The sequence below is a fragment of the Streptomyces sp. UC4497 genome, assembly GCF_054871485.1.
Genome location: NZ_JBTYHB010000002.1, coordinates 255,894 through 279,104 on the forward strand (window position 1 = coordinate 255,894; position 23,211 = coordinate 279,104).

19 protein-coding genes are annotated in these 23,211 nt (G+C 70.3%); 5 read left to right on the forward strand and 14 right to left on the reverse strand.

Going from position 1 to position 23,211, the window contains the following annotated elements; translation table 11 throughout:
* Nucleotides 1-5: 5 nt before the first annotated feature.
* Nucleotides 6-1,361: an aldehyde dehydrogenase family protein gene (locus ACYSUO_RS03905; RefSeq protein WP_461774557.1), complete on the reverse strand. Its 1,356-nt coding sequence runs from the start codon at nt 1,359-1,361 to the stop codon at nt 6-8.
* Nucleotides 1,362-1,372: 11 nt separating this feature from the next.
* On the reverse strand, nt 1,373-2,737 hold the full coding sequence (locus tag ACYSUO_RS03910; protein WP_461774558.1) for a glutamine synthetase family protein: 1,365 nt from the start codon (nt 2,735-2,737) through the stop codon (nt 1,373-1,375).
* Between the two features lie 204 nt (nt 2,738-2,941).
* Here ACYSUO_RS03910 and ACYSUO_RS03915 point away from each other — a divergent pair, with 204 nt between their 5' ends.
* Nucleotides 2,942-3,640 carry a gamma-glutamyl-gamma-aminobutyrate hydrolase family protein gene (locus ACYSUO_RS03915; RefSeq protein ID WP_461774559.1) on the forward strand — a complete coding sequence of 233 codons (699 nt, stop codon included), beginning with the start codon at nt 2,942-2,944 and terminating at the stop codon, nt 3,638-3,640.
* Here ACYSUO_RS03915 and ACYSUO_RS03920 read toward each other — a convergent pair.
* Together ACYSUO_RS03920 and ACYSUO_RS03925 are read right to left on the reverse strand one after the other, a co-directional pair.
* Nucleotides 3,594-4,580: an aminoglycoside phosphotransferase family protein gene (locus tag ACYSUO_RS03920; RefSeq protein ID WP_461774560.1), complete on the reverse strand. Its 987-nt coding sequence runs from the start codon at nt 4,578-4,580 to the stop codon at nt 3,594-3,596. The genes ACYSUO_RS03915 and ACYSUO_RS03920 overlap by 47 nt on opposite strands.
* Before the next feature lie 233 nt (nt 4,581-4,813).
* The gene (locus ACYSUO_RS03925; RefSeq protein ID WP_461774561.1) at nt 4,814-5,752 is read right to left on the reverse strand and encodes a LysR family transcriptional regulator; all 939 of its coding nucleotides are present in this window, start codon (nt 5,750-5,752) and stop codon (nt 4,814-4,816) included.
* Between the two features lie 70 nt (nt 5,753-5,822).
* Here ACYSUO_RS03925 and ACYSUO_RS03930 point away from each other — a divergent pair, with 70 nt between their 5' ends.
* Nucleotides 5,823-6,944, forward strand: a complete 1,122-nt coding sequence (locus tag ACYSUO_RS03930; protein WP_461774562.1) for a TDT family transporter — start codon at nt 5,823-5,825, stop codon at nt 6,942-6,944.
* Here the strand turns inward: ACYSUO_RS03930 and ACYSUO_RS03935 are convergent.
* From ACYSUO_RS03935 to ACYSUO_RS03950, 4 genes are all read right to left on the reverse strand, one after another.
* Nucleotides 6,913-7,629 (reverse strand): helical backbone metal receptor, encoded by a 717-nt coding sequence (locus tag ACYSUO_RS03935; protein ID WP_461774563.1) that lies wholly within the window; start codon nt 7,627-7,629, stop codon nt 6,913-6,915. The genes ACYSUO_RS03930 and ACYSUO_RS03935 overlap by 32 nt on opposite strands.
* A gap of 10 nt (nt 7,630-7,639) precedes the next feature.
* Complete coding sequence (locus ACYSUO_RS03940) at nt 7,640-8,221, reverse strand: helix-turn-helix domain-containing protein (RefSeq protein ID WP_426904851.1); 582 nt, start codon at nt 8,219-8,221, stop codon at nt 7,640-7,642.
* A gap of 210 nt (nt 8,222-8,431) precedes the next feature.
* The gene (locus ACYSUO_RS03945) at nt 8,432-11,041 is read right to left on the reverse strand and encodes an ABC transporter permease/substrate binding protein (RefSeq protein WP_461774564.1); all 2,610 of its coding nucleotides are present in this window, start codon (nt 11,039-11,041) and stop codon (nt 8,432-8,434) included.
* A complete protein-coding gene (locus ACYSUO_RS03950) occupies nt 11,034-12,176 on the reverse strand; it encodes a quaternary amine ABC transporter ATP-binding protein (RefSeq protein ID WP_461774565.1) in 1,143 nt (380 codons plus the stop codon). The genes ACYSUO_RS03945 and ACYSUO_RS03950 overlap by 8 nt, the downstream gene beginning before the upstream one ends.
* Nucleotides 12,177-12,467: 291 nt before the next feature.
* Between ACYSUO_RS03950 and ACYSUO_RS03955 the strand changes: the two genes are divergently transcribed.
* From ACYSUO_RS03955 to ACYSUO_RS03965, 3 genes are read left to right on the forward strand one after another with little or no spacing between them, the layout of a single operon-like run.
* Nucleotides 12,468-13,376: a 5'-3' exonuclease gene (locus ACYSUO_RS03955; RefSeq protein WP_461774762.1), complete on the forward strand. Its 909-nt coding sequence runs from the start codon at nt 12,468-12,470 to the stop codon at nt 13,374-13,376.
* 50 nt (nt 13,377-13,426) lie between these two features.
* Complete coding sequence (locus ACYSUO_RS03960; RefSeq protein ID WP_461774566.1) at nt 13,427-14,260, forward strand: siderophore-interacting protein; 834 nt, start codon at nt 13,427-13,429, stop codon at nt 14,258-14,260.
* A gap of 33 nt (nt 14,261-14,293) precedes the next feature.
* Entirely contained in the window at nt 14,294-15,253 is a 960-nt protein-coding gene (locus ACYSUO_RS03965; RefSeq protein ID WP_461774567.1) for a pseudouridine synthase, read from the forward strand.
* A 9-nt stretch (nt 15,254-15,262) separates the two neighbouring features.
* On the opposite strand, the gene ACYSUO_RS03970 is transcribed toward ACYSUO_RS03965, so the two are convergent.
* The 6 genes from ACYSUO_RS03970 to ACYSUO_RS03995 all read right to left on the reverse strand — a co-directional run bounded on the left by ACYSUO_RS03970 (nt 15,263) and on the right by ACYSUO_RS03995 (nt 23,141).
* The gene (locus tag ACYSUO_RS03970) at nt 15,263-16,798 is read right to left on the reverse strand and encodes a cytochrome P450 family protein (protein WP_461774568.1); all 1,536 of its coding nucleotides are present in this window, start codon (nt 16,796-16,798) and stop codon (nt 15,263-15,265) included.
* Nucleotides 16,799-16,846: 48 nt separating this feature from the next.
* Nucleotides 16,847-17,491 carry a GTP-binding protein gene (locus ACYSUO_RS03975; RefSeq protein WP_266721525.1) on the reverse strand — a complete coding sequence of 215 codons (645 nt, stop codon included), beginning with the start codon at nt 17,489-17,491 and terminating at the stop codon, nt 16,847-16,849.
* A complete protein-coding gene (locus tag ACYSUO_RS03980; protein WP_461774569.1) occupies nt 17,472-17,879 on the reverse strand; it encodes a DUF742 domain-containing protein in 408 nt (135 codons plus the stop codon). The genes ACYSUO_RS03975 and ACYSUO_RS03980 overlap by 20 nt, the downstream gene beginning before the upstream one ends.
* Entirely contained in the window at nt 17,876-18,283 is a 408-nt protein-coding gene (locus ACYSUO_RS03985; protein WP_266721521.1) for a roadblock/LC7 domain-containing protein, read from the reverse strand. Before ACYSUO_RS03985 ends, ACYSUO_RS03980 begins: the two co-directional genes overlap by 4 nt.
* A complete protein-coding gene (locus ACYSUO_RS03990; protein ID WP_461774570.1) occupies nt 18,280-19,980 on the reverse strand; it encodes an ATP-binding protein in 1,701 nt (566 codons plus the stop codon). Before ACYSUO_RS03990 ends, ACYSUO_RS03985 begins: the two co-directional genes overlap by 4 nt.
* Before the next feature lie 350 nt (nt 19,981-20,330).
* Nucleotides 20,331-23,141, reverse strand: a complete 2,811-nt coding sequence (locus ACYSUO_RS03995) for a DEAD/DEAH box helicase (protein WP_461774571.1) — start codon at nt 23,139-23,141, stop codon at nt 20,331-20,333.
* Nucleotides 23,142-23,211: the final 70 nt, after the last annotated feature.

Consider the following 23,211-nt stretch of genomic DNA (forward strand, 5'->3'; position numbering starts at 1 on the left):
GGTGTTCAGGCCTCCGTGCTGATGAAGACGTTCTTGGTCTCGGTGAACGCGGCGAGGGCGTCGGGGCCGAGTTCACGGCCGAACCCGGACTGCTTGTAGCCGCCGAACGGGGTCGAATAGCGCACGCTGGCATGCGAGTTGACGGACAGGTTGCCGGCGCGGACGGCCCCGGACACCCGCAGGGCGCGGCCCACGTCGCGGGTCCAGATCGAACCGGAGAGGCCGTACTCGGGGGCGTTGGCGAGGCGCACGGCGTCCGCCTCGTCCTCGAAGGGGAGGACGACGGCGACCGGGCCGAAGACCTCATCGACGGCGGCGGGCGCGTCGGGGGCGGTGTCGGTGAGGACGGTGGGCGGGAACCAGAAGCCCGCCCCCTCAGGGATCGCGCCCCTGATCGCGGACGCGCCCGCCGGAACGTACGAACGCACCCGCGCCAGTTGTGACTTGGAGATGAGCGGTCCCATCTGCGTCTTCTCGTCGGACGGATCGCCGACGACGACCGATTCCACGGCCGGGGCGAGCAGCTCCAGGTATCGCTCGTACACGGACCGCTGTACGAGGATGCGGGTGCGGGCGCAGCAGTCCTGGCCCGAGTTGTCGAGGAAGGACATGGGGGTGGCGAGGGCCGCGGCCTCGACGTCCGCGTCGGCGAACACGATGTTCGGGCTCTTGCCGCCGAGTTCGAGGGTCACGCGCTTGACGCGGTCCGCGCACTTGGCCATGACCTGCTTGCCGACGCGGGCGGAGCCGGTGAACACGATCTTCGCCACGCCCGGATGCTCGACGAGGGCGTCCCCGGCGACAGGCCCCTCCCCCGGGAGCACCTGGAAGAGGCCCTCGGGAAGCCCTGCCTCCAGGGCGAGTTCGGCGAGCCGCAGGGCGGTCAGCGGGGTGGTCTCCGCGGGCTTGAGGAGCACCGCGTTGCCCGCCGCGAGGGCCGGGGCCGTGCCCCAGGCGGCGATCGGCATCGGGAAGTTCCACGGCGCGATGACACCGACGACACCGAGCGGTTCGAGGAGGGTGACGTCGAGGCCGCCCGCCACCGGGATCTGACGTCCGGTCAGCCGCTCGACGCCTCCGGCCGCGTACTCCAGCAGATCGCGTACGTTGCCGGCCTCCCAGCGGGCGTTGCCGATGAGGTGCCCGGCCTCACGCACCTCCAACTCGGCGAGTTCTTCGAGGTGTTGGTCGACGGTGGCGGCGAAGCGGCGCAGCAGGCGGGCCCGGTCGGCGGGGGCGACCGCCGCCCAGGCGCGCTGCGCGCCGGTGGCGCGGACGACGGCGGTGTCGACGTCCTCACGGGTGACGGGCTCGACGGTGGCCACGAGTTCTTCCGTGGCCGGGTTCAGTACGTGCAGCAAAGCGCTCCCTTTCACAGCCTCTCGAATCCCCGGCGGAGTTCCCAGTCGGTCACGGCGGCGTCGTACGCGTCCAGCTCGACGCGCGCCATGTTGCGGTAGTGGGCGACGACCTCGTCACCGAAGGCGGCCTTGGCGAGCGGGCTGTTCTCCCAGAGTTCGGCGGCCTCGCGCAGGGTGGAGGGGACGTGCGCGTAGTCGGCGGTGTAGGCGTTCCCGGCGCAGGCCTCGGGGAGCTCCAGCTTGTTCTCGACCCCGTACAGGCCCGCCGCGACGAGCCCGGCCACCGCGAGATACGGGTTGACGTCCCCGCCGGGGAGCCGGTTCTCGAAGCGGGTGGAGCGGCCGTGGCCGACGACGCGCAGCGAGCAGGTGCGGTTGTCGTGGCCCCAGGCGACGGCGGTCGGCGCGAAGGAGCCCGGCTGGAACCGCTTGTAGGAGTTGATATTGGGGGCATACAGCAGGGAGAAGTCGCGCAGCGCGGCGAGCTGCCCGGCGAGGAAGTGCCGCATGAGCTCGGACATCCCGTCACCGCCGGACCCCGCCATGACGTTCTTGCCCTCGGCGTCGGCGAGCGAGAGATGGATGTGGCAGGAGTTCCCCTCCCGCTCGTTGTACTTCGCCATGAAGGTGAGCGAGCAGCCCTCCTGCGCGGCGATCTCCTTGGCGCCGGTCTTGTAGATCGCGTGCTGGTCGCAGGTGGTGAGGGCCTCGTCGTAGCGGAACGCGATCTCGTGCTGCCCGGGGTTGCACTCCCCCTTGGCGGACTCGACGGTGAGGCCCGCGCCCGCCATCTCGTTGCGGATGCGGCGCAGCAGCGGCTCGATGCGGCCGGTGCCGAGGACGGAGTAGTCGATGTTGTACTGATTGGCCGGTGTGAGCCCCCGGTAGTTGGTGTCCCAGGCCTGCTCGTACGTGTCCTTGAAGACGATGAACTCGAGTTCGGTGCCGACCTGGGCGGTGAGCCCAAGATCGGCGAGGCGCTCCAGCTGGCGGCGCAGTATCTGCCGGGGCGCGGCGACGACCGGGGAGCCGTCGTCCCAGGCGAGGTCGGCGGTGAGCATGGCCGTGCCCGCGTTCCACGGGAGGCGGCGCAGGGTGGACAGGTCGGGGTGCATGGCGAAGTCGCCGTAGCCGCGGTCCCAGGAGGACATCGCGTAGCCGTCGACGGTGTTCATCTCGGTGTCGACGGCGAGCAGGTAGTTGCAGCCCTCCGTGCCGTGCTCGAGTACCTCGTCGAGAAAGAAGCGGGCGGCGAAGCGCTTGCCCTGGAGGCGGCCCTGCATGTCGGGGAACGCCAGGACCACGGTGTCGATCTCTCCGCTTCTGACGAGGGCGTGCAGCTCCTCGACGGTCAGCGGGGACGGTCGGTCTGCCACGGGAAGATCCTCCTCAGGTCAACCGGAACCACAACGTAATCGCCGGGCAGCCACCAGGGAAGCAGCCACGGGGCACGCCGAGTGGACACTGCCCCGGTGGCGCTGCCCGCATGCTGAACGCCCCGGTGGCGTGTGCCGTGATCTCGTACGCTCGGGTGCTCGGTACGTACGGCATCGGGGAACGGCATCGGGGAGCGCGACACCATGGTGAGCAGGCCGCTGATCGGCATCAGCACCTACCTGGAGGACAGGGCCAGTTGGGGCATCTGGGAGCTGCCCGCGGCGCTGCTGCCCATCGGCTACCCCCGGCTCGTGCAGCAATCCGGCGGGCTCGCCGCGATGACTCCCCCGGACGACCCGAAGCACGCGCCGTCGGTGGTGGCCCGGCTCGACGGGGTGATCGTGGCGGGCGGCCCCGACGTGGACCCCGGCCGGTACGGCGCGGAGCGCGATCCGCGCACGGGGCCGGCCGCCGGGGAGCGGGACGCGTGGGAACTCGCCCTGATCCGGGCCGCGTTGACGTCCGGCACGCCGCTGCTCGGCATCTGCCGCGGCATGCAGCTTCTCAACGTCGCGCTCGGTGGCACGCTCACGCAGCACATCGAGGGCCACGTGAAGGAGATCGGCACCTTCGGCACGCACACCGTCACTCCGCTGCCGGGCACCCGCTACGGCGACCTCGTCCCGGAGCCCACCGAGGTCCCGACCTACCACCACCAGGCGGTCGACCGCCTCGGCAGGGGCCTGGTCGCCTCGGCCCACGCGGACGACGGCACGGTGGAGGCGGTCGAACTCCCCGGCATGTCCTGGGTGATGGGTGTGCAGTGGCACCCCGAGATGGGCGAGGACGCGCGGGTCACGGAAGGTCTGGTACGGGCCGCGGGTACGCCGCACGGCTTCTGAGCCGGGTCAGCAGCCAGGCCAGGGCGGCGTCGCCCTGCGCGCGCTGGAAGGGCCGGAGCGTGGGCAGGCCGGGTGGCGCGGGCCGGGCCGCATGCTCCAGGAAGAACCCGGCGAGCGCGGCGAGCGTCCGCGTGACACCCTCCGGATCGACCTCACGCCCCAACGGATGCCCCGCGAAGACCCCCTCAGGGTCGGGCCCGCCCTGCGCCCGTACGCACGGCAGCATGATCAGCAGGTCGAACCAAGGGGCGGCGCGCAGAGCATGCGGCCAGTCCACGAAAACGACACCGCGCTCGGTGAGCAGCATGTTGTCGGCCCGCAGATCGGCGTGCGCGAGCGTGTCACCGGACGCGAACGTACCCCAGGGAGCGGCCAGTTCGGCGAGCCACTCGACATGACGCACGGCCCACGGATCGAGCCCGGCGTCCGCCACCCGCCCCTCGTCGAGCAGCACCCGCCACCCATTGAACCCCGCACCGAGCTCGTCCCCGACGCCACGCGCGGGGAACGGAGCGGGCGTAAGAACCCGAGCAAGCTCCCCCACAGCTTCCAGTACCTGCTCCAACTCCCCTCCCTTCCACGGCACATGAGGCTGCCACCCCACCACGTCCTCGAAGGCGAGGGCGACCCAGGTCCCGTCGTCGTACGCACCGAGCAACCGCGGAGCGGGCACCTCGGCCGGCAGCGCGGCAGCGTTCCTGGCCTCCCACCGATGGAACCGGGGACTGACAGGGTTCACCTCGGCACTGACAGCCTTCACGAACGCCCGCCGCCCATCATCAAGCACGACCCGCGCAGCAACCCCCGGCGAAAACCCCCCACCCTGCGTCACAGCCTCAACAACCCCGGCCCCGAGCACCTCCTCGACACCCCGCCGAACAGACCCGGGGAGCGCACTCCACGGAGTACGCACACCGACGGCAGAAGGCACTGACCCCATCCCCCGATACTCCCGCCACGCCCCACCCACCGCCACCCAATTCCGCCACGCCTCGCTCGACGGCGAGTGACCAAATCAAGCCCCGCTCTTGGACGAGAGCCCGCGGGGTCCGGGGCAGAGCCCCGATCTTTCAAGCCCCGCCGGCGATTGAGGCGCGGGGCCCGGGGCAGAGCCCCGCGACCGCAACCCCGTCGCCGCCCCACCACACCCCCGTCACACCCCCCGTGGGGGCCTCACCCAGAACGGGTCAGCGACAGCAGGTCACGCGCCGGCCCCACCGGACGGTGCCCCGTCGGCCACACCGCCCGCAACTCCCGCCCCAACTCCGCCCCCTCCAACGGAATCTCCACGAGTCGCCGCGCCCCCAACTCCTCCCCCACCGCCAACTCGCTCAGCACGGAGGGCCCCGCCCCACTCACCGCCGCCGACTTCACCGCCGTCGTCGACGACAACTCGATCAACGGCCGCGCCAACCCACCCAGCGCCGCGTCAAGCACCTGCCGCGTCCCCGACCCCTCCTCCCGCAGGATGAGCGGCGTAACGGCCAGCTCCCCCGCGGCCAGCGGCTTGCGGCGACGCGCCCACGGATGCCCCGGCGCCGTCACCACGACCAGCCGGTCGTGCGCGATGACCGCCGAGTCGAGCCCCGCCGGAACCGTGCGCCCCTCCACGAACCCGAGGTCCGCCTCACCCCCGAGCAGCCGCTCCGCCACCGCCGTCGAGTTCCCGGCCAGCAACGACACCGCCGTGTCGGGCCGCTCGGCGCGCAACGCGATCAGCCACCTCGGCAGCAGATACTCCGCGATCGTCATGCTCGCCGCCACCCGCAGCCGCGAATCCCGCCGGTCCCGCAGCGCGGACGCCCCCGCGTCGAACTGCTCGGCCGCCTCCACGATGGGCCGCGCCCAGTCCGTGACGAGCGCCCCGCTGTCGGTGAGCCGGGAGCCGCGCGGCGAGCGGTCGACGAGGGCCAGCCCGAGCTGCCGCTCCATCGACCGGATCCGGCTGCTCGCGGCGGGCTGCGTGATGCCGAGGGCACGGGCGGCCGCGCCGAGGCTGCCGAGGCGGGCCACCGCGAGGAGCAGCTGCAGCGCGCCGAGTTCGGGCACGCGGTGCGCGAGCCCCGCGTCCGGCGCCTGCTCCGTGATCCCTGTCTGCTGCTCCTGGCTCATAAGGCCAGGTTATGCCCTCATAGCGAGGTCATCCCTACTAGGGGCCGTCGGCCGGCGTGATCGTTGAACCATGGTCACTGCCGCCCACCCCGCGCCCCGTCCCCTCCCCCTTCCCCTGACCGGCGTCCGCGCCGCCGTCCGGCAGCTCGGCCCCAACTGGTACGCCGCCGTCATGGGCACCGCGATCATCGCCAACGCCGGCGCCACGCTGCCCGTCCAGTTCACGGGCCTGCGCACCACCCTCACGGCGGTGTGGGCGCTGTCGTTCGCGCTGCTCCTCGTCCTCCTCGGCGCCCGCGCCCTGCACTGGACGCACCACCGCGACCGCGCCAGGCAGCAGCTGCTCGACCCGACGGCCGCGCCGTTCTACGGCTGCCTCTCGATGGCGCTCCTCGCGGTGGGCGCGGGCACGATCCTCGTGGGACAGGACTGGATCGGCCTCGAAGCGGCCGTCGCCGTGGACGCCGTGCTGTTCACGGCGGGCACCGTCATCGGGCTCGCCGCGGCGGTCACCATCCCCTACCTGATGGTGGTCCGCCACCGCATCGCCGCCGACGAGGCCTCGCCGGTGTGGCTGCTGCCGGTCGTCGCGCCGATGGTGTCCGCGGCCGTGGGACCTCTGCTGCTGCCGCACCTGCCGGCCGGGCAGGCGCAGCAGACCCTGCTGTTCGCCTGCTACGCCATGTTCGGACTGAGCCTGCTCGCGACCCTGGTCATGCTGCCGGTGATCTTCGCGCGACTCGTCACGGCGGGCCCCCTGCCGCTGCTGCTGACCCCGACGCTGTTCCTCGTGCTGGGCCCGCTCGGCCAGTCGACGACGGCCGCCAACAAGTTCGCCGACGTCGCGGGCGGCGTGCTCCCCGCCTCGTACGCGCACGGTTTCACCGCGTTCGCCGTCCTGTACGGGGTCCCGGTGATGGGCTTCGCCCTGCTGTGGCTGGCGCTCGCCCTCGCGATGGCCCTGCGTGCGCGCCGCCGGGGCATGGGCTTCGCGATGACGTGGTGGGCGTTCACCTTCCCCGTCGGCACCTGCGTGACCGGCGCGGAGGGCCTGGGCAAGCACACGGGCCTCGCCGTGTTCGACGGCCTCGCGATCGTCCTCTACGTGGGGCTGGTGGCGGTCTGGGCGGTCGCCGCGGCCCACACGGCGCGCGGCCTGCTCAGCGGACGGCTGCTCGCAGCGCCGCGCTGAGCTCCCCCGCGGCCTGCGCCAACGAGGGCCCGTACCAGGTGAGATGGCGCCCGGAGACCAGCGCGCTCGGCCCCTCGAAGCACTCCGGGCCGTCGTCCGCCGTGAAGCGGTACGGCTCATCCGGCAGGACCACGACGTCCGGGTTCCGGTCGCGGAGTTCGTCGAGCGCGATGCGCGGATAGCGCTCGGCGTGGCCCGCGTACACGTTGTCGACGCCGAGCCGGGCCAGAAGATCGCCCGCGAAGGTGTCCCGGCCGAGCACCATCCACGGCCGCCTCCAGATCGGCACGACGGCCGTCAACCGGCGCCCGGGAAAAGGCAGTTGGGCCCAGGCCTCCTCCGCCTCGTCCAGCCACCGCGGCCGCGCCACCGCCCCGCACGCCCGCAGCAGCCGGTCCAACTCCCGTACCGCCTGCGGCAGTTCACGTACCTCGGTGACCAGCACCTCGACGCCCGCCGCCCGCAGATCGGCGATGTCAACCGGCCGGTTCTCCTCCTCGTTGGCGACGACCAGATCCGGGCGCAGCGCGACGACCGCCCGCACGTCGGGGTTCTTGGTGCCGCCGATCCGGGCCACGTCGAGGTCCGCCGGATGTGTGCACCAGTCGGTCGCGCCGACGAGCACCCCCGGCAACGTCACGGCGACCGCCTCCGTCAGGGACGGCACGAGCGAGACGACACGCACGGCGGCGGGCCTACTTCGGGCCCGGCTCGTCGACCGCGTCGATGTGCTCGGCGACCGCCACGACGACCACCCGCGCGTCCGGCACGGTCGCCCGCCACCGGTGCCGCACGCCACCGGTCAGGTACAGCGTGTCACCGCGGACGAGCCGGTACGCGCGCCCCTCCGCCTCGACCTCGACGGCGCCCTCCGTCACATGCATCAGCACGTCGTTGCGGAGCTGGAACTCGCGGCCCGGGTCGTGGTCCCCGACGAACTCCTGGGCGTGCATCTGGTGGTGGCCGCGGACCAGGGACCGTACGACGAAGTCCGCGCCCTCCGGATGGTCGGACACATCCGTGTCGTCCGCGCGCACCAGGTCCACGGTGCGGGCCGGGTCGGCGGCGGCGAGGAGCTCGACGGCTGTCGTGCCCAGCGCGTCGGCGACCTTCTCCAGGGAGCGGCGGCTGGGCCGCGCCCGCTCGTTCTCGACCTGGCTGAGGAACGGCACCGACAGACCGCTGCGCCCGGCGACGGCCGACAGCGTCAGTTCGAGGGAGCGACGGCGGCGGCGGACGGCCGCGCCCACGCGAAGTGATTCCTTGTGTTCGTCCATGACTTCCGCTCCCTCCCGCCGGTCGCCCTGTGCGATTCCATGTTCATGAATCCGGTACTTCATGCGCCCGGTGCCTCATGTGCCCGATTCGTTTGAATGCACCCTACGCATGTTCACCCCGCGGTTTCATGTGAGCGCCACAAACGCCGTGAGGGGCGGGCCCCCTCTCGGGAACCCGCCCCTCACGATCGGTCACGCCTCAGGCGGTGGTCAGGAAGCGGTCATCCGCTTCTCGACGTCCTGGTGCGTCTCGAGCCACTTGGAGACGGCGTCCTCCTCGTGCCCCTGACCCTGCTTCTTGATCTCGGACTCCAGGCCCGCCAGCTCGTCCTCGCTCATCTTGAAGTTCTTGAACCACTTCGTGAGCTGCGGGTACTTGCTGGGGAAGTCCTTGTTCGAGATGGTGCGGATCTTGTCGCCCGGACCCCAGGCCTTCTTCGAGTCCTTGAGCTTCGTCAGCTTGTAGTCGCTGTACGCCCAGTGCGGGGACCAGAGCACGACCGCGATCGGCTCCTTCTTGGCGTACGCGCGCTTGAGCTGCGCCAGCATCGCCGGCGTGGAGCCGTCGACGACCTTGTACTCCTTGTCCAGGCCGTAGGCCGGGAGCACGTCCTTCTTCAGCAGGCTCATCTCGCCGGTACCGGCCTCGATACCGATGATCTTGCCGTCGAACTTCGACGCCTGCCCCTTCAGGTCCTCGTAGGACTTGATGCCCTTCACGTAGGACGGAACGGAGACCTCGAGGGAGGTCGGGCTGTACCAGCTGCCCAGGTCCTTGAGGTTCTTCTTGTTCTTGTCCCAGTAGTTGGACTGCGCGTGCGGGAGCCAGGCGTCGAAGTTGACGTCCAGGTCACCGCTGGCGAGGCCGGTGTAGACCGGGCCGACGTCCATCTGCTTCAGGTTGAGCTTGTAGCCCTTCTTCTCCAGAACGTGCTTCCAGAGGTGCGTGACCGCGATGTCCTCGTCCCAGGGGAACCAGGCCACGTTCACCGGGCGCTTGGCCTCGGCCGGAGTGCCCTGCTTGACCGGGGCGACCTTGTTGACGAAGCCGGGGTTCTTCTTCAGCCACGCCTTGACGGCCTCGGGCTGCTTGCCCTTGCCGACCTTGTTGATCTCGGCCTCAAGACTCGTGAGCTGCTTCTCGCTCATCTTGAAGTTCTTGACCCACTTGTTGACCTCGGGGAACTCCTTGCCGAAGCCCTTGCGGGCCAGCGAGTGCACCCCGTCGCCCTTGCCCCAGGCGCCCTTCGGGTCCTTGAGCTTGGTGAGCTTGTAGTCGTTGTACGCCCAGTGCGGCGACCACAGCGGCACGACGATCGGCTTCTTCGCCGCGTAGGCACGCTTCAGCTGCGCCAGCATCGCCGGCGTCGAGCTGTCGACGACCTTGTACTCCTTGTCGAGGCCGTACTCCTTGAGCACCTTGCTCTTGAGCAGCCCCATCTCACCGGCGCTGGCCTCGATGCCGGTGATCTTGCCACCGAACTTGTCCGCCTGGCCCTTCAAGTCCTCCATGGACTTGATGTCCTTCATGTAGGACGGCACGGCCAGTTCGAGCGAGGTGGGGCCGTACCAGGAGCCCAGGTCCTCGAGGTCCTTGCCGTACTTCTTCCAGTACTGGGCGTGCGTCGTCGGCAGCCACGAGTCGGTCTGGAAGTCGACGCTGCCGTCGGCGAGCGACGTGTAGAGGGGGCCGGCGTCGAACTGCTTGGTCTCGACGTCGAAGCCGCGCTGCTCGAGGATCTCCTTCCACAGGAACGTGGAGGCGACGCCCTCGTCCCACGGGATGTAGCCGATGGAGATCTTCTTGCCCTGGCCCACGTTCGTGGACGCGGCGGTCGGGGTGGCCCCACCGCTGTTCTGGCCGAACATGCCCATGCCGCCCGCGACGAGCGCGAGGACGACGACACCGACCACGGCGACGGCCGGACGGGGACGGTACGACCAGATCTTCAGGCCGTGCGCGGAGCGCAGCTTCGCCAGCGCGCGGCGGCCGAGCGGGGAGACCTGCTGGCCGAGCGAGCTGGTCATGCGGTCCAGGTAGACCGCGAGGATCACGATCGAGATACCGGCCTCGGCACCCAGGCCGACGTTCAGCTGGCCGATGGCCTCGTTGACCGCGCCACCGAGACCGCCGGTGCCGACCATGCCCGCGATCGCGGCCATCGACAGGCCCAGCATGATGACCTGGTTGACACCCGCCATGATCGTCGGCAGGGCCAGCGGGAGCTGGACGCGCCACAGCGTGTTGCTGGGCTTGGTGCCGAACGCGTCGGCGGCCTCGACCAGCTCCTTGTCGACCTGCCGGATGCCCAGCTCGGTCATGCGCACGCCCGGCGGCACCGCGAAGATCAGCGTCGCGACGATACCGGCCGGGGCACCCGAGCCGAAGAACAGGATGGCGGGGATCAGATAGACCATCGCCGGCAGCGTCTGCATCAGGTCGAGGACCGGACGGAACAGGTTGCTGACCCGGTTCGAACGCGCCGCCCAGATACCCAGCGGCACACCGATGATGAGCGCGATGATCGTCGACACGAGGACGAGCGACAGCGTGAGCATCGCGTCGTCCCACAGCTCCAGGTTCTGGATGAACCAGAACCCGATGAAGGTCAGTACACCGCCGAGCGTGCCGCGCAGCCAGAAGGCGATGACGGCGAAGATGCCCGCGAGCAGCAGCGGCTCGGGCGCCTGAAGAACCTCGCTCAGGCCGTTGTAGACACCGTTGAAGATGCTCTCGAAGAAGCCGAACAGCCAGTCGAGATGGGTCAGCATCCACTGAACGATGCTGTTGACCCAGTCACCAAAGGGGATCCTAGGCACCGGCATTCACCTTCTCCGCCGGCTCGTCGCCCTCGCCACGCGGCGACGGGACGGCGTCCTTCTTGTCCTTCGTGAGGCCGGTGGCCTCACCGTCCGTACCGTTCTCGACGGTCTTCATCGGCTCGCCGAGCACGGCCAGCAGCCGCTCGCGCGGGACCACGCCCTGGAGTTCGCCCTCGTCGTCGACGACGGCGACGGGTATCTCGCTCGTCGAGCACGGCGTGAACAGGTCGATGATCGGCGCGTCCTGGTGGATCTTCGCCGGGGCGTCGGCCATGTCGTAGCCGTCTTCCGCGTCGGCCATGATCGCCCGTGCGCTGAGCACTCGGGAGCGGTCGACGTCCTGCGTGAAGGAGGCCACGTAATCGTTGGCCGGCGTGACGAGAATGTCCTCGGCCGAACCGATCTGGACGATACGACCATCGCGCATGACCGCGATGTTGTCGCCCAGACGCATGGCCTCGTTGAGGTCGTGCGTGATGAAGACGATCGTCTTCTTCAGCGTCTTCTGCAGCTCAAGCAGCTGATCCTGCATGTCGCGCCGGATCAGCGGGTCGAGCGCACTGAACGACTCGTCCATCAGCAGCAGATCCGCGTCGGTCGCGAGCGCGCGGGCCAGGCCCACACGCTGCTGCATACCGCCGGACAGCTCGTCGGGGAAGGACTTCTCCCACCCCTCGAGCCCCGCCAGACGCAGCGCCTCGACCGCCCGCTCCTCACGCTCCGCACGCGGAACGCCCTGCACCTCCAGGCCGTAGCCCGCGTTCTCCATCACGGAGCGGTGCGGGAACAGCGCGAAGTGCTGGAACACCATGCTGATCTTGTGCGAGCGGACCTCGCGCAGCTCCTTGGGAGCCAGCGTCGTCAGGTCCTGCCCGTCGAAGCGCACGTGTCCCGCGGTGGGCTCCAGGAGTCCGTTCAGCATCCGCAGGAGCGTGGACTTACCGGATCCCGACAGACCCATGACGACGAAGATCTGGCCGGACTCCACCGTGAACGACGCGTCGATCACGGCGGCGGTGGTTCCTTCGGCGCGCAGCTCCTCGCGGTCTGCACCGCCGCGGAGCTTCTCCACCGCCTCATCGGGTCGTCTGCCGAACACCTTGTACAGGTCTTCGGCTTCAAGCCTGGACACATACACCTCTCGGGTCGAAACAACACGGCCCGCCTCCCCCGCCGGCGGGCCGTAGAGCGATACGGATCCGTCCGCTTGACCGGTCGACCCCATTAGTTGAAGTACGTACCGGCACCGCTCCGTGGCGGCGCCTGCCCCCGTTTATCTCAAACAAACGGGGGAGTTACCCAGTTCACAGTGAGTTCACTCATACTGATCGCGTACTTACGGTCGGTGACTGTCAGTGGGGTGCGGCATGATGCGAACGTGACCCAGACGACATCCACGACAGGATCGGCCGACCGGCGCCTGATGCTGCTCGACACCGCATCTCTGTACTTCCGGGCCTACTTCGGGGTGCCGGACTCAGTGAAGGCCCCGGACGGCACCCCGGTGAACGCGGTGCGCGGGCTCCTCGAATTCATCACCCGCCTCGTGCACGACCACCGACCCACCCACCTGGTGGCATGCATGGACGCGGACTGGCGCCCCCAGTGGCGCGTCGACCTCATCCCTTCGTACAAGGCGCATCGCGTCGCCGAGGAGACGGCGGCCGGCACGCCGGACGAGGAGGAGATCCCCGACACCCTCTCCCCGCAGGTCCCGATCATCGAGGCCGTGCTCGACGCGGTGGGCATCGCGCGCGTGGGCGTGGAGGGGTACGAGGCGGACGACGTCATCGGTACGTTCACGGGCCGGGCCGAGGGGCCTGTCGACATCGTCACCGGCGACCGCGACCTCTTCCAGTTGGTCGACGACAAGCTGGAGCGCCGCGTGCTGTACCCGCTGAAGGGCGTCGGCACGCTGCAGGTGACGGACGAGGACCTGCTCCGCGAGAAGTACGGGGTGGACGGCTCCGGCTATGCGGACATGGCGCTGATGCGGGGCGACCCGAGCGACGGGCTGCCGGGCGTGCCCGGCATCGGCGAGAAGACGGCGGCGAAGCTGCTCGCGCAGTACGGGGACCTGGCCGGGATCATGGCGGCCGTCGACGACCCGAAGTCGAAGCTGACGCCGACGCAGCGCAGGCGGCTCGACGAGGCGCGCCCGTATCTGGCGGTGGCGCCGACGGTGGTGCTGGTCGCCGGGGACGTACCGCTGCCGGAGGTGGACACGGCCCTGCCGCGCGAGCCGCACGACGCCGCGGCGCTCGACGAGTTGGCGGCCCGCTGGGGCTTGGGAGGTTCTTTGCAGCGCCTCCTCACCACCCTCTCAGAATGAGGTGTTAGCTTAGGTATACCTAACTAACTGTGAATCCAGGGAGACCGCCCATGGCCGAGCGCCCCGCACGCCCGCCCCGCAAGGCCCGCTCCGCGCAGGTCGTGCGCGCCGAGAGCATCACGCCCCACATGCGACGGGTGGTGCTCGGCGGTGAGGGGCTCGCGGACTTCCCGCAAGAGCTCGAACACACCGACCACTACGTGAAGTTGCTCTTCACCCCGGCCGGGGTGACCTACGAAGAGCCCTTCGACGTGGCCAGGATCCGCGAGGAGCTGCCCCGCGACCAGTGGCCCGTGACGCGTACGTACACGGTGCGCTATTGGGACCCGAAGACCCTCGAGCTGACGCTCGACTTCGTGGTGCACGGCGACCAGGGCCTGGCCGGGCCCTGGGCCGCGGGCGTCGAAGGGGGCGAGACCATCCACCTGATGGGCCCCGGCGGCGCCTACCACCCCGACACCACGGCGGACTGGCACCTCATCGCCGGTGACGAGAGCGCCCTGCCGGCGATCGCCGCCGCCCTCGAAGCGCTGCCCGAGGGCTCGCGGGCGCACGCCTTCATCGAGGTCGAGGGCCCCGAGGAGGAGCAGAAGATCGACTCCCCCGTCGAGGTCACCTGGCTGCACCGCGCGGGCCGCCCGGTCGGGCAGGCGCTCATCTCCGCGGTGACCGGGCTCGACTTCCCCGAGGGCCGCCCGCACGTGTTCGTGCACGGCGAGGCGGGCTTCGTGAAGGAGCTGCGCCGGCACCTGCGGATCGACCGCGCGATCCCGCGCGAGGACCTGTCGATCTCCGGCTACTGGCGCCTCGGGCACAACGAGGACGGCTGGCAGGCCTCGAAGCGCGACTGGAACGCGCAGGTGGAGGCCGAGCAGGAGGCCTGATCCGGCGTCCCTGCCGCCGTACCCTTTCCCTCTGTGAGAAGACGCAAGCGCCCCGCCCCGCCGCCCTCCCCGCTCCCGCAGCGCGAAGGCATCGACGCCGTCCGCGTACGGATGCCGGAAGGCGGCCCGGGGCGCACCGTCCGGGACCACCTCGTGCACCGGCTCCCTGCCGAGGACACGGTGATCGACCGGATGATCGCGCAGGGTGCGTTCGTGACCGCGGACGGGCGCCCGGTCTCCGCCGACAGCCCCTACGAGGCGGGCGGCACCGTGTGGTTCCACCGGGAGCTCGCGCCCGAGGTCCCCGTGCCGTTCCCCGTCGAGGTCGTGTACCGCGACGAGCACATCGTGGTCGCCGACAAGCCGCACTTCCTCGCCACGACGCCGCGCGGCAGCCATGTCACCGAGACCGCGCTCGCCCGGCTCCGCCGCGACCTCGGCATCGAGCGGCTGAGCCCGGCCCACCGCCTCGACCGGCTCACGGCCGGGCTCGTCCTGTTCGTGGTGCGGCCCGAGGAGCGCGGCCACTACCAGACCCTCTTCCGGGACCGCCGGGTCACCAAGGAGTACGAGGCCGTGGCCGCGTACGACCCGGGGGTTGAGCTCCCCGTGACCCTGCGCGGCCGGATCGAGAAGGTGCCAGGGCGGCTCGCCGCGTTCGAGGTGCCGGGCGGTGAGCCGAACGCCGAGAGCCGCATCGAACTCGCCGAGCGCAAGGGGGACTTGGCGCTTTACCGCCTCACCCCGCACACCGGCCGCACGCACCAGCTGCGCGTCCACATGAACCGCGTCGGCCTGCCGATCCTCGGCGACCCGCTCTTCCCGGAGGTCGCCGACCGGGCGGCGGACGACGACTTCCGGCGCCCCCTCCAACTCCTCTCCCGGACCCTGGAGTTCACGGACCCGGTGAGCGGCCGCGAGCACCGCTTCGTGAGCCGGAGGGAACTCACGGCCTGGACCTCGTACGAGGAGTGGGAGCAGGGTCCGGGTTAGGCAACCGCCTCACTCACCGCGCCACCAGCGCAGGAAGCGCTGCCAGGCGCCGAGCTTGGCCGACTCCTGCCGGTGCGCATGGGCGTGCGGGTGCGACGGCTGCGCGGCCGGGTCAGGAGCGGCCGACGCGGCGGGCACGGCCTCGGGCATCGCGGCCGACGGCGTCACGGGCGGCAGGTCCGAAGAGATCTTCCAGTCCGGCCGTTGCGAAGGCAGCCTGCCCGGCTGGGACTTCACGTCCTGCGGCGGCCGCGGCGTGAAGTCCACCGGCAGCTCCACCAGATGCCGCCCCATGATCGTCGAGACCCACCGCAAATCGCTCTCGGGAATCTCGAGTTCGGCATCGGGCAGGCGCATCAGGAACGCGTCGACCCCGATCTCCGCCAGGGCGCGCCCGATATCCTGCCCGGGGCACTCGTGCGGGCCGCCGCCGAACGCGAGGTGCGAGCGGTTGCCCTGCATGTGCGCGCCGGGTTCGGGGCGCACCCTCGGGTCCGCGTTGCCCGGCTGGATGCCGAAGATCAGGCCGTCTCCCGCGCGGATGCGCTGCCCGCCCAGCTCCGTGTCCGCCTTGGCGAAGTAGCCGACGTTGGCACTGAACGGCGGCTCGTCCCACAGTGACTGCTCGACCGCCTCCGGCACCGTCATCTGCCCGCCATTGAGCCGCGCGCGGAACCGGGGGTCGGTGAGCACCACGCGCAGCACGTTCACCATGAGGTTGGCCGAACCCTCGTACGTGGCGATGAGGATGAGCCGCAGAGTCTGCGCCACCTCGTCGTCGGAGAGCGCGGAGGAGGAGGTGATGAGGGTGCTGGTGAAGTCGTCCTCGAGCGGCTCGGCGCGGCGCCGCACGGCGAGGTCCATCAGGATCCCCATCAGGTACTCGTTGCACGCGATGGCCGTCTCGCCACCCTTGAGCAGATCGCGGGTCGCCTGCACGATGCGCTCGCTGTAGGCCTCGGGTGCGCCGAGCAGCTCCAGCATCACCATCATCGGGAGATGCTCGGCGAACTCGCTGACGACCTCGCAGCGGCCGCGCTCGGAGAACCGGTTGATGATCTCCTGCGTGGACCGGTTGATGGCGCGGCGCAGATCACGGTGCTCGACGGTCTCGACGGCTTCGTTGACCGCGCTGCGCAGCCGCAGATGCTCGGCGCCCTCCTCCATCGCGCACATGGGCTGCCAGGTGAAGACCGGGGCGAGCGGGTGCGTGGGCTTGACGGTGCCGTCCCTGACGGCGGTCCAGTTCCGGGAGTCCCGGTTGAACAGGGCCGTGGTGCTCACCATCTGGAGGTTCTCGCTGTGCCCGAGGACCGCCCACATGGGGACGTCCTCGTGGATGAGCGCCGGGGCGACCGGGCCGTACTCGGCGCGGAGCTTCTCGTAGACACCGGCGAGGTCGGCGTCGGCCTCGGGTCCGTAGAGCCGGCGAAGGCCGTCGGGGCCGAAGGCGTGTGCGGGGCAGCCGGGCGGCGGCGCGAGCGCGGAGTCTCCGGGGGCGTCGAATCCGGCTGGTGACTGCGGGGGTTGGGAGGGTGACGTCACGGGTTCGCTCCGGTCGGTGTGGTCAACGGGAATTCGGTCGAGCGGCACTCAGGCGTGGTGCAGCGCCATCTCGTGCAGGAATCGCATCAGCGTGAGCAGCACCTCGCGGCTCGACGCCCGGCGGCGCACGTCGCACTCGACGATGGGGACGTGGGGGTCCAGGTCGAGGGCCTTGCGCAGCTCCTCCGTGGGATAGCGCGGCCCGTCGGGGAAGGTGTTGTTGGCGATCACGAACGGCACCCCGCGCTCCTCGAGCCGCCCGATCACGTCGAAGCTGACTTCGAGGCGGCGGGTGTCGACGAGGACGACGGCGCCGAGCGCGCCCTCGAACAGGCCGTTCCACAGGAACCAGAACCGCTCCTGCCCCGGCGTGCCGAAGAGGTACAGGACGAGTTCCTCGGTGATGCCGATCCGGCCGAAGTCCATGGCCACGGTCGTGGCGGTCTTGGTCTCCGAACCGTAGTTGTCGTCGACGCCGATGCCCGCCTGCGTCATGGTCTCTTCGGTGGTGAGCGGCCGGATCTCGCTGACGGAGCCGACCATCGTGGTCTTGCCGACTCCGAAGCCGCCCACGATGACGATCTTGACGGCGGACGTGACGGTGTCGGGCAGTCGTTCCTCGGCCCGGGGCCCAGGAATGTGCACGCTCATCGCGGTGTCCCCGGCCGTGCTGTCAGAGCTTCTGTAGTCCATGCATCACCGCTTCGAGAAGGGAACGGTCCGCGACCGCGCCTCGGATCACGGGCGCGCGCGCCTGCACCAGCTCGGCCGCGAGGAGTTCGCCGAGCAGCACGGTGACCACGCTGAACGGCAGTTGGAGGTAGGCCGAGATCTCAGCCGTCGACAGGGGCGTCTTGCACAGGCGGATGACGGCGGCCTGCTCGGGCGGCGAGGACGGCGGCGGATCGCCGCGCGCCACGATCAGGGACACCAGGTCGAGCGGCGCGCGGTCGCTTCCGTCGGTGCCGCCCGTGATGACGTAGAGACGCTCCGGGTCGGGCTTTCCGTCGCTCTGCTGCGCCCGCCGCTCCCGTTTCGGCGGCGGTTCCCTGAACGGGGGTTCGGGAGGACGGTGCGTCATACGGTCTGGCCGTTGCGCCGTGGCGGGCTCGTCAGGTGCGCGCCGATCCGGATGACGAGATCGCGCATCTGGTGACTGACGAGGCCGGCGTCGACGAACTGGTCGGCGAGCACGGCGAGATACGCGCCCTTGCCCGCGGCCATCAGATAGAAGAAGCCGCCGTCGACCTCGATGATGACCATGTTCATCTTGCCGCTGCTCTCCGGGATCTCCGTGGCGACTGCGGAGGCCAGGGACTGAAGTCCCGCGCAGGCGGCGGCGATCCGGTCGGCGGCGTCGGGATCACCGCCGTAGCGGGCGATGCGCAGCCCGTCCGAGGAGAGCACGACCACCTGCTTCACATTGGGCACGCACTCGGCGAGCTCCTTGAGCATCCAGTCGAAATTGGCCCTTTGCTGGATCACTGGTGGTCTCCCTCGTCGACCTGCTGGTTGTACGCGTCGTCATGCGGCTTGGCCGAACCCTCCGGGTCCTGCGCGGTCTCCCCCACCGCGTCGGCCGCCTCGGCCTGGCCCCCCTCGGGCTTCAGTCCGTTCATGAACGCCTCGACCCACAGGCCGGGTTCGGGCTGTTCGGCCCCGCCGTGTCGGTCCGGCTGCCCGGGTGGGGCGGTGGCCGGTGCCGGATTCCCGTACGCCGCCGGGGCGGGCTCCGCCGCGGGTGGCGGCGTCGAGAGGTCCGGGTTGCGGGGGGTCACGATGATCTGGTCCTCGATGACCTTCGTGTCGTACTTCCTGCGCCGCTGCGGCAGGCCGTTGGGCCGCCATTCCGTGACCACGGGAACGTCGTCCTCCATCGCGGCGACGAGCGGGGCGGAAGGGCGCGGGCCGGTGACGGGACGCGGTCCCGTGGTGGGGCGGCGCGTCTTCTTCAGCCTCGGCTCCTCCTTGACCGGCAGGCCCTTGTGGTCGACGCGCGGCACGGCGGAGGCGCCGATGCCGTGGGCGAGGCCCGGGGCGTGCTGGGTGCTCATCATGGCGCGCGGCACGACGAGCACCGCGCGCACGCCGCCGTACGCGGACTGGCGCAGCGAGATCTGCATGTCGTACATCGCGCAGAGCCGGCCCACGATCGCGAGACCGAGCCGCGGGTTCTCGCCGAGGTCGTTGAGGTCGTAGCCGGCCTTGGCCTTGTCCAGCATCGCCTCGGTCTTGCGGCGCTGGTCCTCGCTGAGGCTGACGCCGCCGTCCTCGATCTCGATGGCGACGCCGGTCTGCACCTCGACCGCGGTGACGTGCACGCGGGTCGTCGGCGGCGAGTAGCGGGTCGCGTTGTCGAGGAGTTCGGCGCAGGCGTGGATGACGGGCTCGACCGAGACGCCCCTGATGGCCACGTCGCAGATGGCGTGCAGGTCGATGCGCGGGTACTCGAGGATGCGCGACATGGCGCCGCGCAGCACGCTGTAGAGCTTGACGGGCTTGGGCCACTGCCGCCCGGGGCGGGCGCCGCCGAGGACGGTGACGGAGTCGGCGAGGCGGCCGATCAGGGCCGTGCCGTGGTCGACGCGCAGCAGGTCGTCGAAGACCTCGGGGTTGCGGCCGTGGTCCTCCTCCATCTCGCGGAGTTCCTCGGCCTGCTTGTGCACGATGGCCTGGACGCGACGGGCGACGGAGACGAAGGCGCGCTGCGCGGCGTCCCGCATCGTGATCTCTCGGTCGATCTCCTTGAGGGCCACGCTCATCAAGTCCCGCTCGCCGGGCGTGACATCACGGAAGGCGGGCTCGGCGTCGCAGGTGTTGCGGACGGCGTCGTGCGGCCTGTCACCGGCGTGCATCCGGTACAGCGCGTGCGGGAAGACCTCCTTGGCCACCCGCATCGTGCGGTGTTCCTGAGCGGCTATATGGGCTTCCAACTCGGCTACGTGCCGGGTGTATTGGGCGCGCTGCGCCCGGTTCACGCGGCCGCGGCGGACGGCCTCGGCGGAGACGGCGAGCACGAGGAGCATGCCGAGCACGCCGCACAGGGCGACGGCCGGCCGAGCGGGCTCCGCGACCAGGGCGGCGGCTGCTCCGGTGGCGGCCGCCATGACCATGGCGGGCAGCAACAGCACGCGCAGATAGGGAACTTCTCGGCCACCGGGAGGCGATTGAACACTCACCATGTATGCCCTCTGAACGGTCGGGTCTGGGAACGTCGGAGATTCGGGATGGTTCGTCACGCTTCAATTGCGCCGCATCTGGGAGCTTCAGCGCAGAAGGGAACAAGCGGCCGAATCCATCTCAACTCGGTGCGCTGTGAGCGAGCTTAGTCCGACCGGATCATCGCCGGGTCATATTCAGCAAGGCCCTGAAATCGGCCCCGCGACAGGAATACACTCGCTCCATTTACACGCTCGGTCGCGATTCGCACACGTGGAGCAATGACGTCCGCGCACGCGAACGCACAGTTCCCCGCGTCCCTCGAAGGGGCGCGGGGAACTGTGTGAGACCCCGTCAGGTCTTGACCGTCGCGCTATCCGACGGACGAGTAGGCCACGACTCCCCTGCGCACGGCGTCCACGGCCTTTCGCGCGTTGCGCCCGACCGTGGAGCCCTCCGTCGGCGCGGCCGCCGCGATCTGCCCCAGCACGTCGATGACCTGCTTGCACCAGCGCACGAAGTCACCGGCCGGCATCTCGGCCTCCCGCAGCACCTCGTCGAGGCCCTTGCCGGACGCCCACTGGTACGCGATCCAGGCGAAGCCGAGGTCCGGCTCGCGCTGGCCGACGCCCTCCGCCTGGTTGATCCGGAACTCCTCCTCCAGGGCGTCGAGCCGGCCCCAGATCCGCACCATCTCGCCGAGCGCCGCCTTGGCCCTGCCCGCGGGCAGCTTGGGCGCGAGCGCGTCGTCCGCGACCCGAGCCTCGAACACCAACGCCGAGACACACGCCGCGAGTTCGGCCGGGCTCAGGTCCTCCCAGACGCCGTCCCGCAGGCACTCGCTGGCCAGCAGGTCCAGCTCGCCGTAGAGGCGGGCGAGCCGCTTGCCGTGCTCGGTCACCTCGTCGCCGCGCAGATAGTCCATTTCGGTGAGCAGCTTGACGATGCGGTCGAAGGTGCGCGCGATCGTGTTCGTGCGCCCCTCGATCCGCCGCTCCAGCTGCCCGGTGTCCCGCTTGAGGCGGTAGTAGCGCTCGGCCCACCGCGCGTGGTCCTCGCGGTCGGAGCAGCCGTGGCACGGATGTGCCCGCAGCTCGGTCCGCAGGCGCGAGATCTCCCGGTCGTCCGCGGCCTGCGCGCGGCCCTTCTTCTTGTGCCGGTCCGGCACGATGTGGCCGGCCTTGGTGCGCAGCGCGGAGGCGAGGTCGCGCCGGGACTGCGGCGAGCGCGGGTTGAACGACTTCGGGATGCGCATCCGCTCCAGCGCCTCCACGGGCACCGGGAAGTCGATCGAGGCGAGCCGCTTGACCTGGCGCTCGGCGGTCAGCACGAGCGGTCTCGGCCCGTCGTGGTGCTCGAAACCGCGATGCCCGTTGGACCGGCCGGCCGGGATGCCCGGGTCGAGCACGAGCGCGAGGCCCGCGAACTTCCCCGTCGGCACGTGGATGACGTCACCGGGCTTCAGCTTCTCGAGGGCGGCCGCCGCCTGCGCGCGCCGCTGCGCGGCGCCCTGCTTGGCCAACTCGGTCTCACGGTCCTTGAGTTCGCGCCGCAGCCGGGCGTACTCCTCGAAGTCCCCGAGGTGGCAGGTCATGGACTCCTTGTAGCCCTCGAGCCCCTCCTCGTTCTTCTGCACCTGACGCGAGATGCCCACGACCGAGCGGTCCGCCTGGAACTGGGCGAAGGACGTCTCGAGCAGTTCCCTCGACCGGTGCCGGCCGAACTGCTCCACCAGGTTGACCGCCATGTTGTACGACGGCCGGAAGCTGGACTTGAGCGGGTACGTGCGCGTGCCCGCGAGCCCCGCCAGGTACTCGGGGCTGAAGCCGCGCTGCCACAGCACCACGGCGTGGCCCTCGACATCGATGCCGCGCCGGCCGGCGCGGCCTGTGAGCTGTGTGTACTCGCCGGGCGTGATGTCCGCGTGCTGCTCGCCGTTCCACTTGACGAGCTTCTCCAACACCACCGACCTGGCAGGCATGTTGATGCCGAGCGCGAGCGTCTCCGTCGCGAACACGGCCTTCACCAGGCCGCGCACGAACAGCTCCTCGACGACCTCCTTGAAGGTCGGCAGCATGCCCGCGTGGTGCGCGGCGATGCCGCGCTCGAGGCCTTCGAGCCATTCGAAGTAGCCGAGGACGTGCAGATCCTCGTCGGGAATGGCCGCCGTGCGCTCCTCGACTATCGAACGGACCTCGGCCCGCGCGTCCTCGTCGTTGAGCCTGAGGCCCGCGTACAGGCACTGCTGGACGGCGGCCTCGCAGGCGGCCCGGCTGAAGATGAACGTGATGGCGGGCAGCAGCCCCTCGTTGTCGAGGCGCTCGATGACCTCGGGGCGGCCCGGCGTCCAGATCCGGGAGCGCTGCCTGCGCTCCCGCTCCCTGTCGGCCTCGCGCATGTGCCGGCCGCGTCTGCGGTCCTGGTACGAGGGGCGGCTGGCCTCCATGCGCGCCATCCGCGTCAGGTCGGGGTTGACGGCCTTCTTGCTGCCCTCGCCCTCCTCGAAGAGGTCGTACATCCGGCGCCCGGCGAGCACGTGCTGGAACAGCGGTACGGGCCGGTGCTCGGAGACGATCACCTCGGTGTCGCCTCGCACGGTGTCGAGCCAGTCGCCGAACTCCTCCGCGTTCGACACCGTCGCCGAAAGGGAGACGAGTGTCACGGACTCCTGGAGGTGAATGATCACCTCTTCCCAGACGGCGCCACGGAAGCGGTCGGAGAGGTAGTGCACCTCGTCCATGACCACGTAGCCGAGACCGAGGAGGGACTGCGAGCCCGCGTACAGCATGTTGCGCAGCACTTCGGTGGTCATCACGACCACCGGCGCGTCACTGTTCACACTGTTGTCGCCCGTGAGCAGGCCGACCTTGTCCGCGCCGTAGCGCTTCGAGAGGTCCTGGTACTTCTGGTTCGACAGCGCCTTGATGGGGGTCGTGTAGAAACACTTCTTGCCCTGCTGGAGGGCGAGGTGGACGGCGAACTCGCCGACGATCGTCTTGCCGGAGCCGGTGGGCGCCGCGACCAGGACGCCCTTGCCCGCCTCCAGCGCCTGGCACGCCTCGATCTGGAAGGGGTCGAGGCCGAAGTCGTACATCTCGCGGAAGTCCGCGAGCGCGGTGGCCTGCTCGGCGGCCCGCTGACGGGCTGCCGCATACCGCTCGGCCGGGGAGAGGTCCTCTGTCATCGTGCTTTCCAGCCTACCGACGACCACTGACATCGGACGATCATTATCCGGTAAGGCCTCAGGTAGGGCC

Bases quoted from the DNA above. Each gene is read 5' to 3' on its own strand.
- ACYSUO_RS03920 (WP_461774560.1), bottom strand. From the start codon at position 4,580: ATGGGGTCAGTGCCTTCTGCCGTCGGTGTGCGTACTCCGTGGAGTGCG.
- ACYSUO_RS03980 (WP_461774569.1), bottom strand. From the start codon at position 17,879: ATGACGCACCGTCCTCCCGAACCCCCGTTCAGGGAACCGCCGCCGAAA.
- ACYSUO_RS03915 (WP_461774559.1), top strand. From the start codon at position 2,942: ATGGTGAGCAGGCCGCTGATCGGCATCAGCACCTACCTGGAGGACAGG.
- ACYSUO_RS03925 (WP_461774561.1), bottom strand. From the start codon at position 5,752: ATGAGCCAGGAGCAGCAGACAGGGATCACGGAGCAGGCGCCGGACGCG.
- ACYSUO_RS03960 (WP_461774566.1), top strand. From the start codon at position 13,427: ATGGCCGAGCGCCCCGCACGCCCGCCCCGCAAGGCCCGCTCCGCGCAG.
- ACYSUO_RS03995 (WP_461774571.1), bottom strand. From the start codon at position 23,141: ATGACAGAGGACCTCTCCCCGGCCGAGCGGTATGCGGCAGCCCGTCAG.
- ACYSUO_RS03940 (WP_426904851.1), bottom strand. From the start codon at position 8,221: ATGGACGAACACAAGGAATCACTTCGCGTGGGCGCGGCCGTCCGCCGC.
- ACYSUO_RS03930 (WP_461774562.1), top strand. From the start codon at position 5,823: ATGGTCACTGCCGCCCACCCCGCGCCCCGTCCCCTCCCCCTTCCCCTG.
- ACYSUO_RS03990 (WP_461774570.1), bottom strand. From the start codon at position 19,980: ATGGTGAGTGTTCAATCGCCTCCCGGTGGCCGAGAAGTTCCCTATCTG.
- ACYSUO_RS03955 (WP_461774762.1), top strand. From the start codon at position 12,468: ATGCTGCTCGACACCGCATCTCTGTACTTCCGGGCCTACTTCGGGGTG.
- ACYSUO_RS03975 (WP_266721525.1), bottom strand. From the start codon at position 17,491: ATGGACTACAGAAGCTCTGACAGCACGGCCGGGGACACCGCGATGAGC.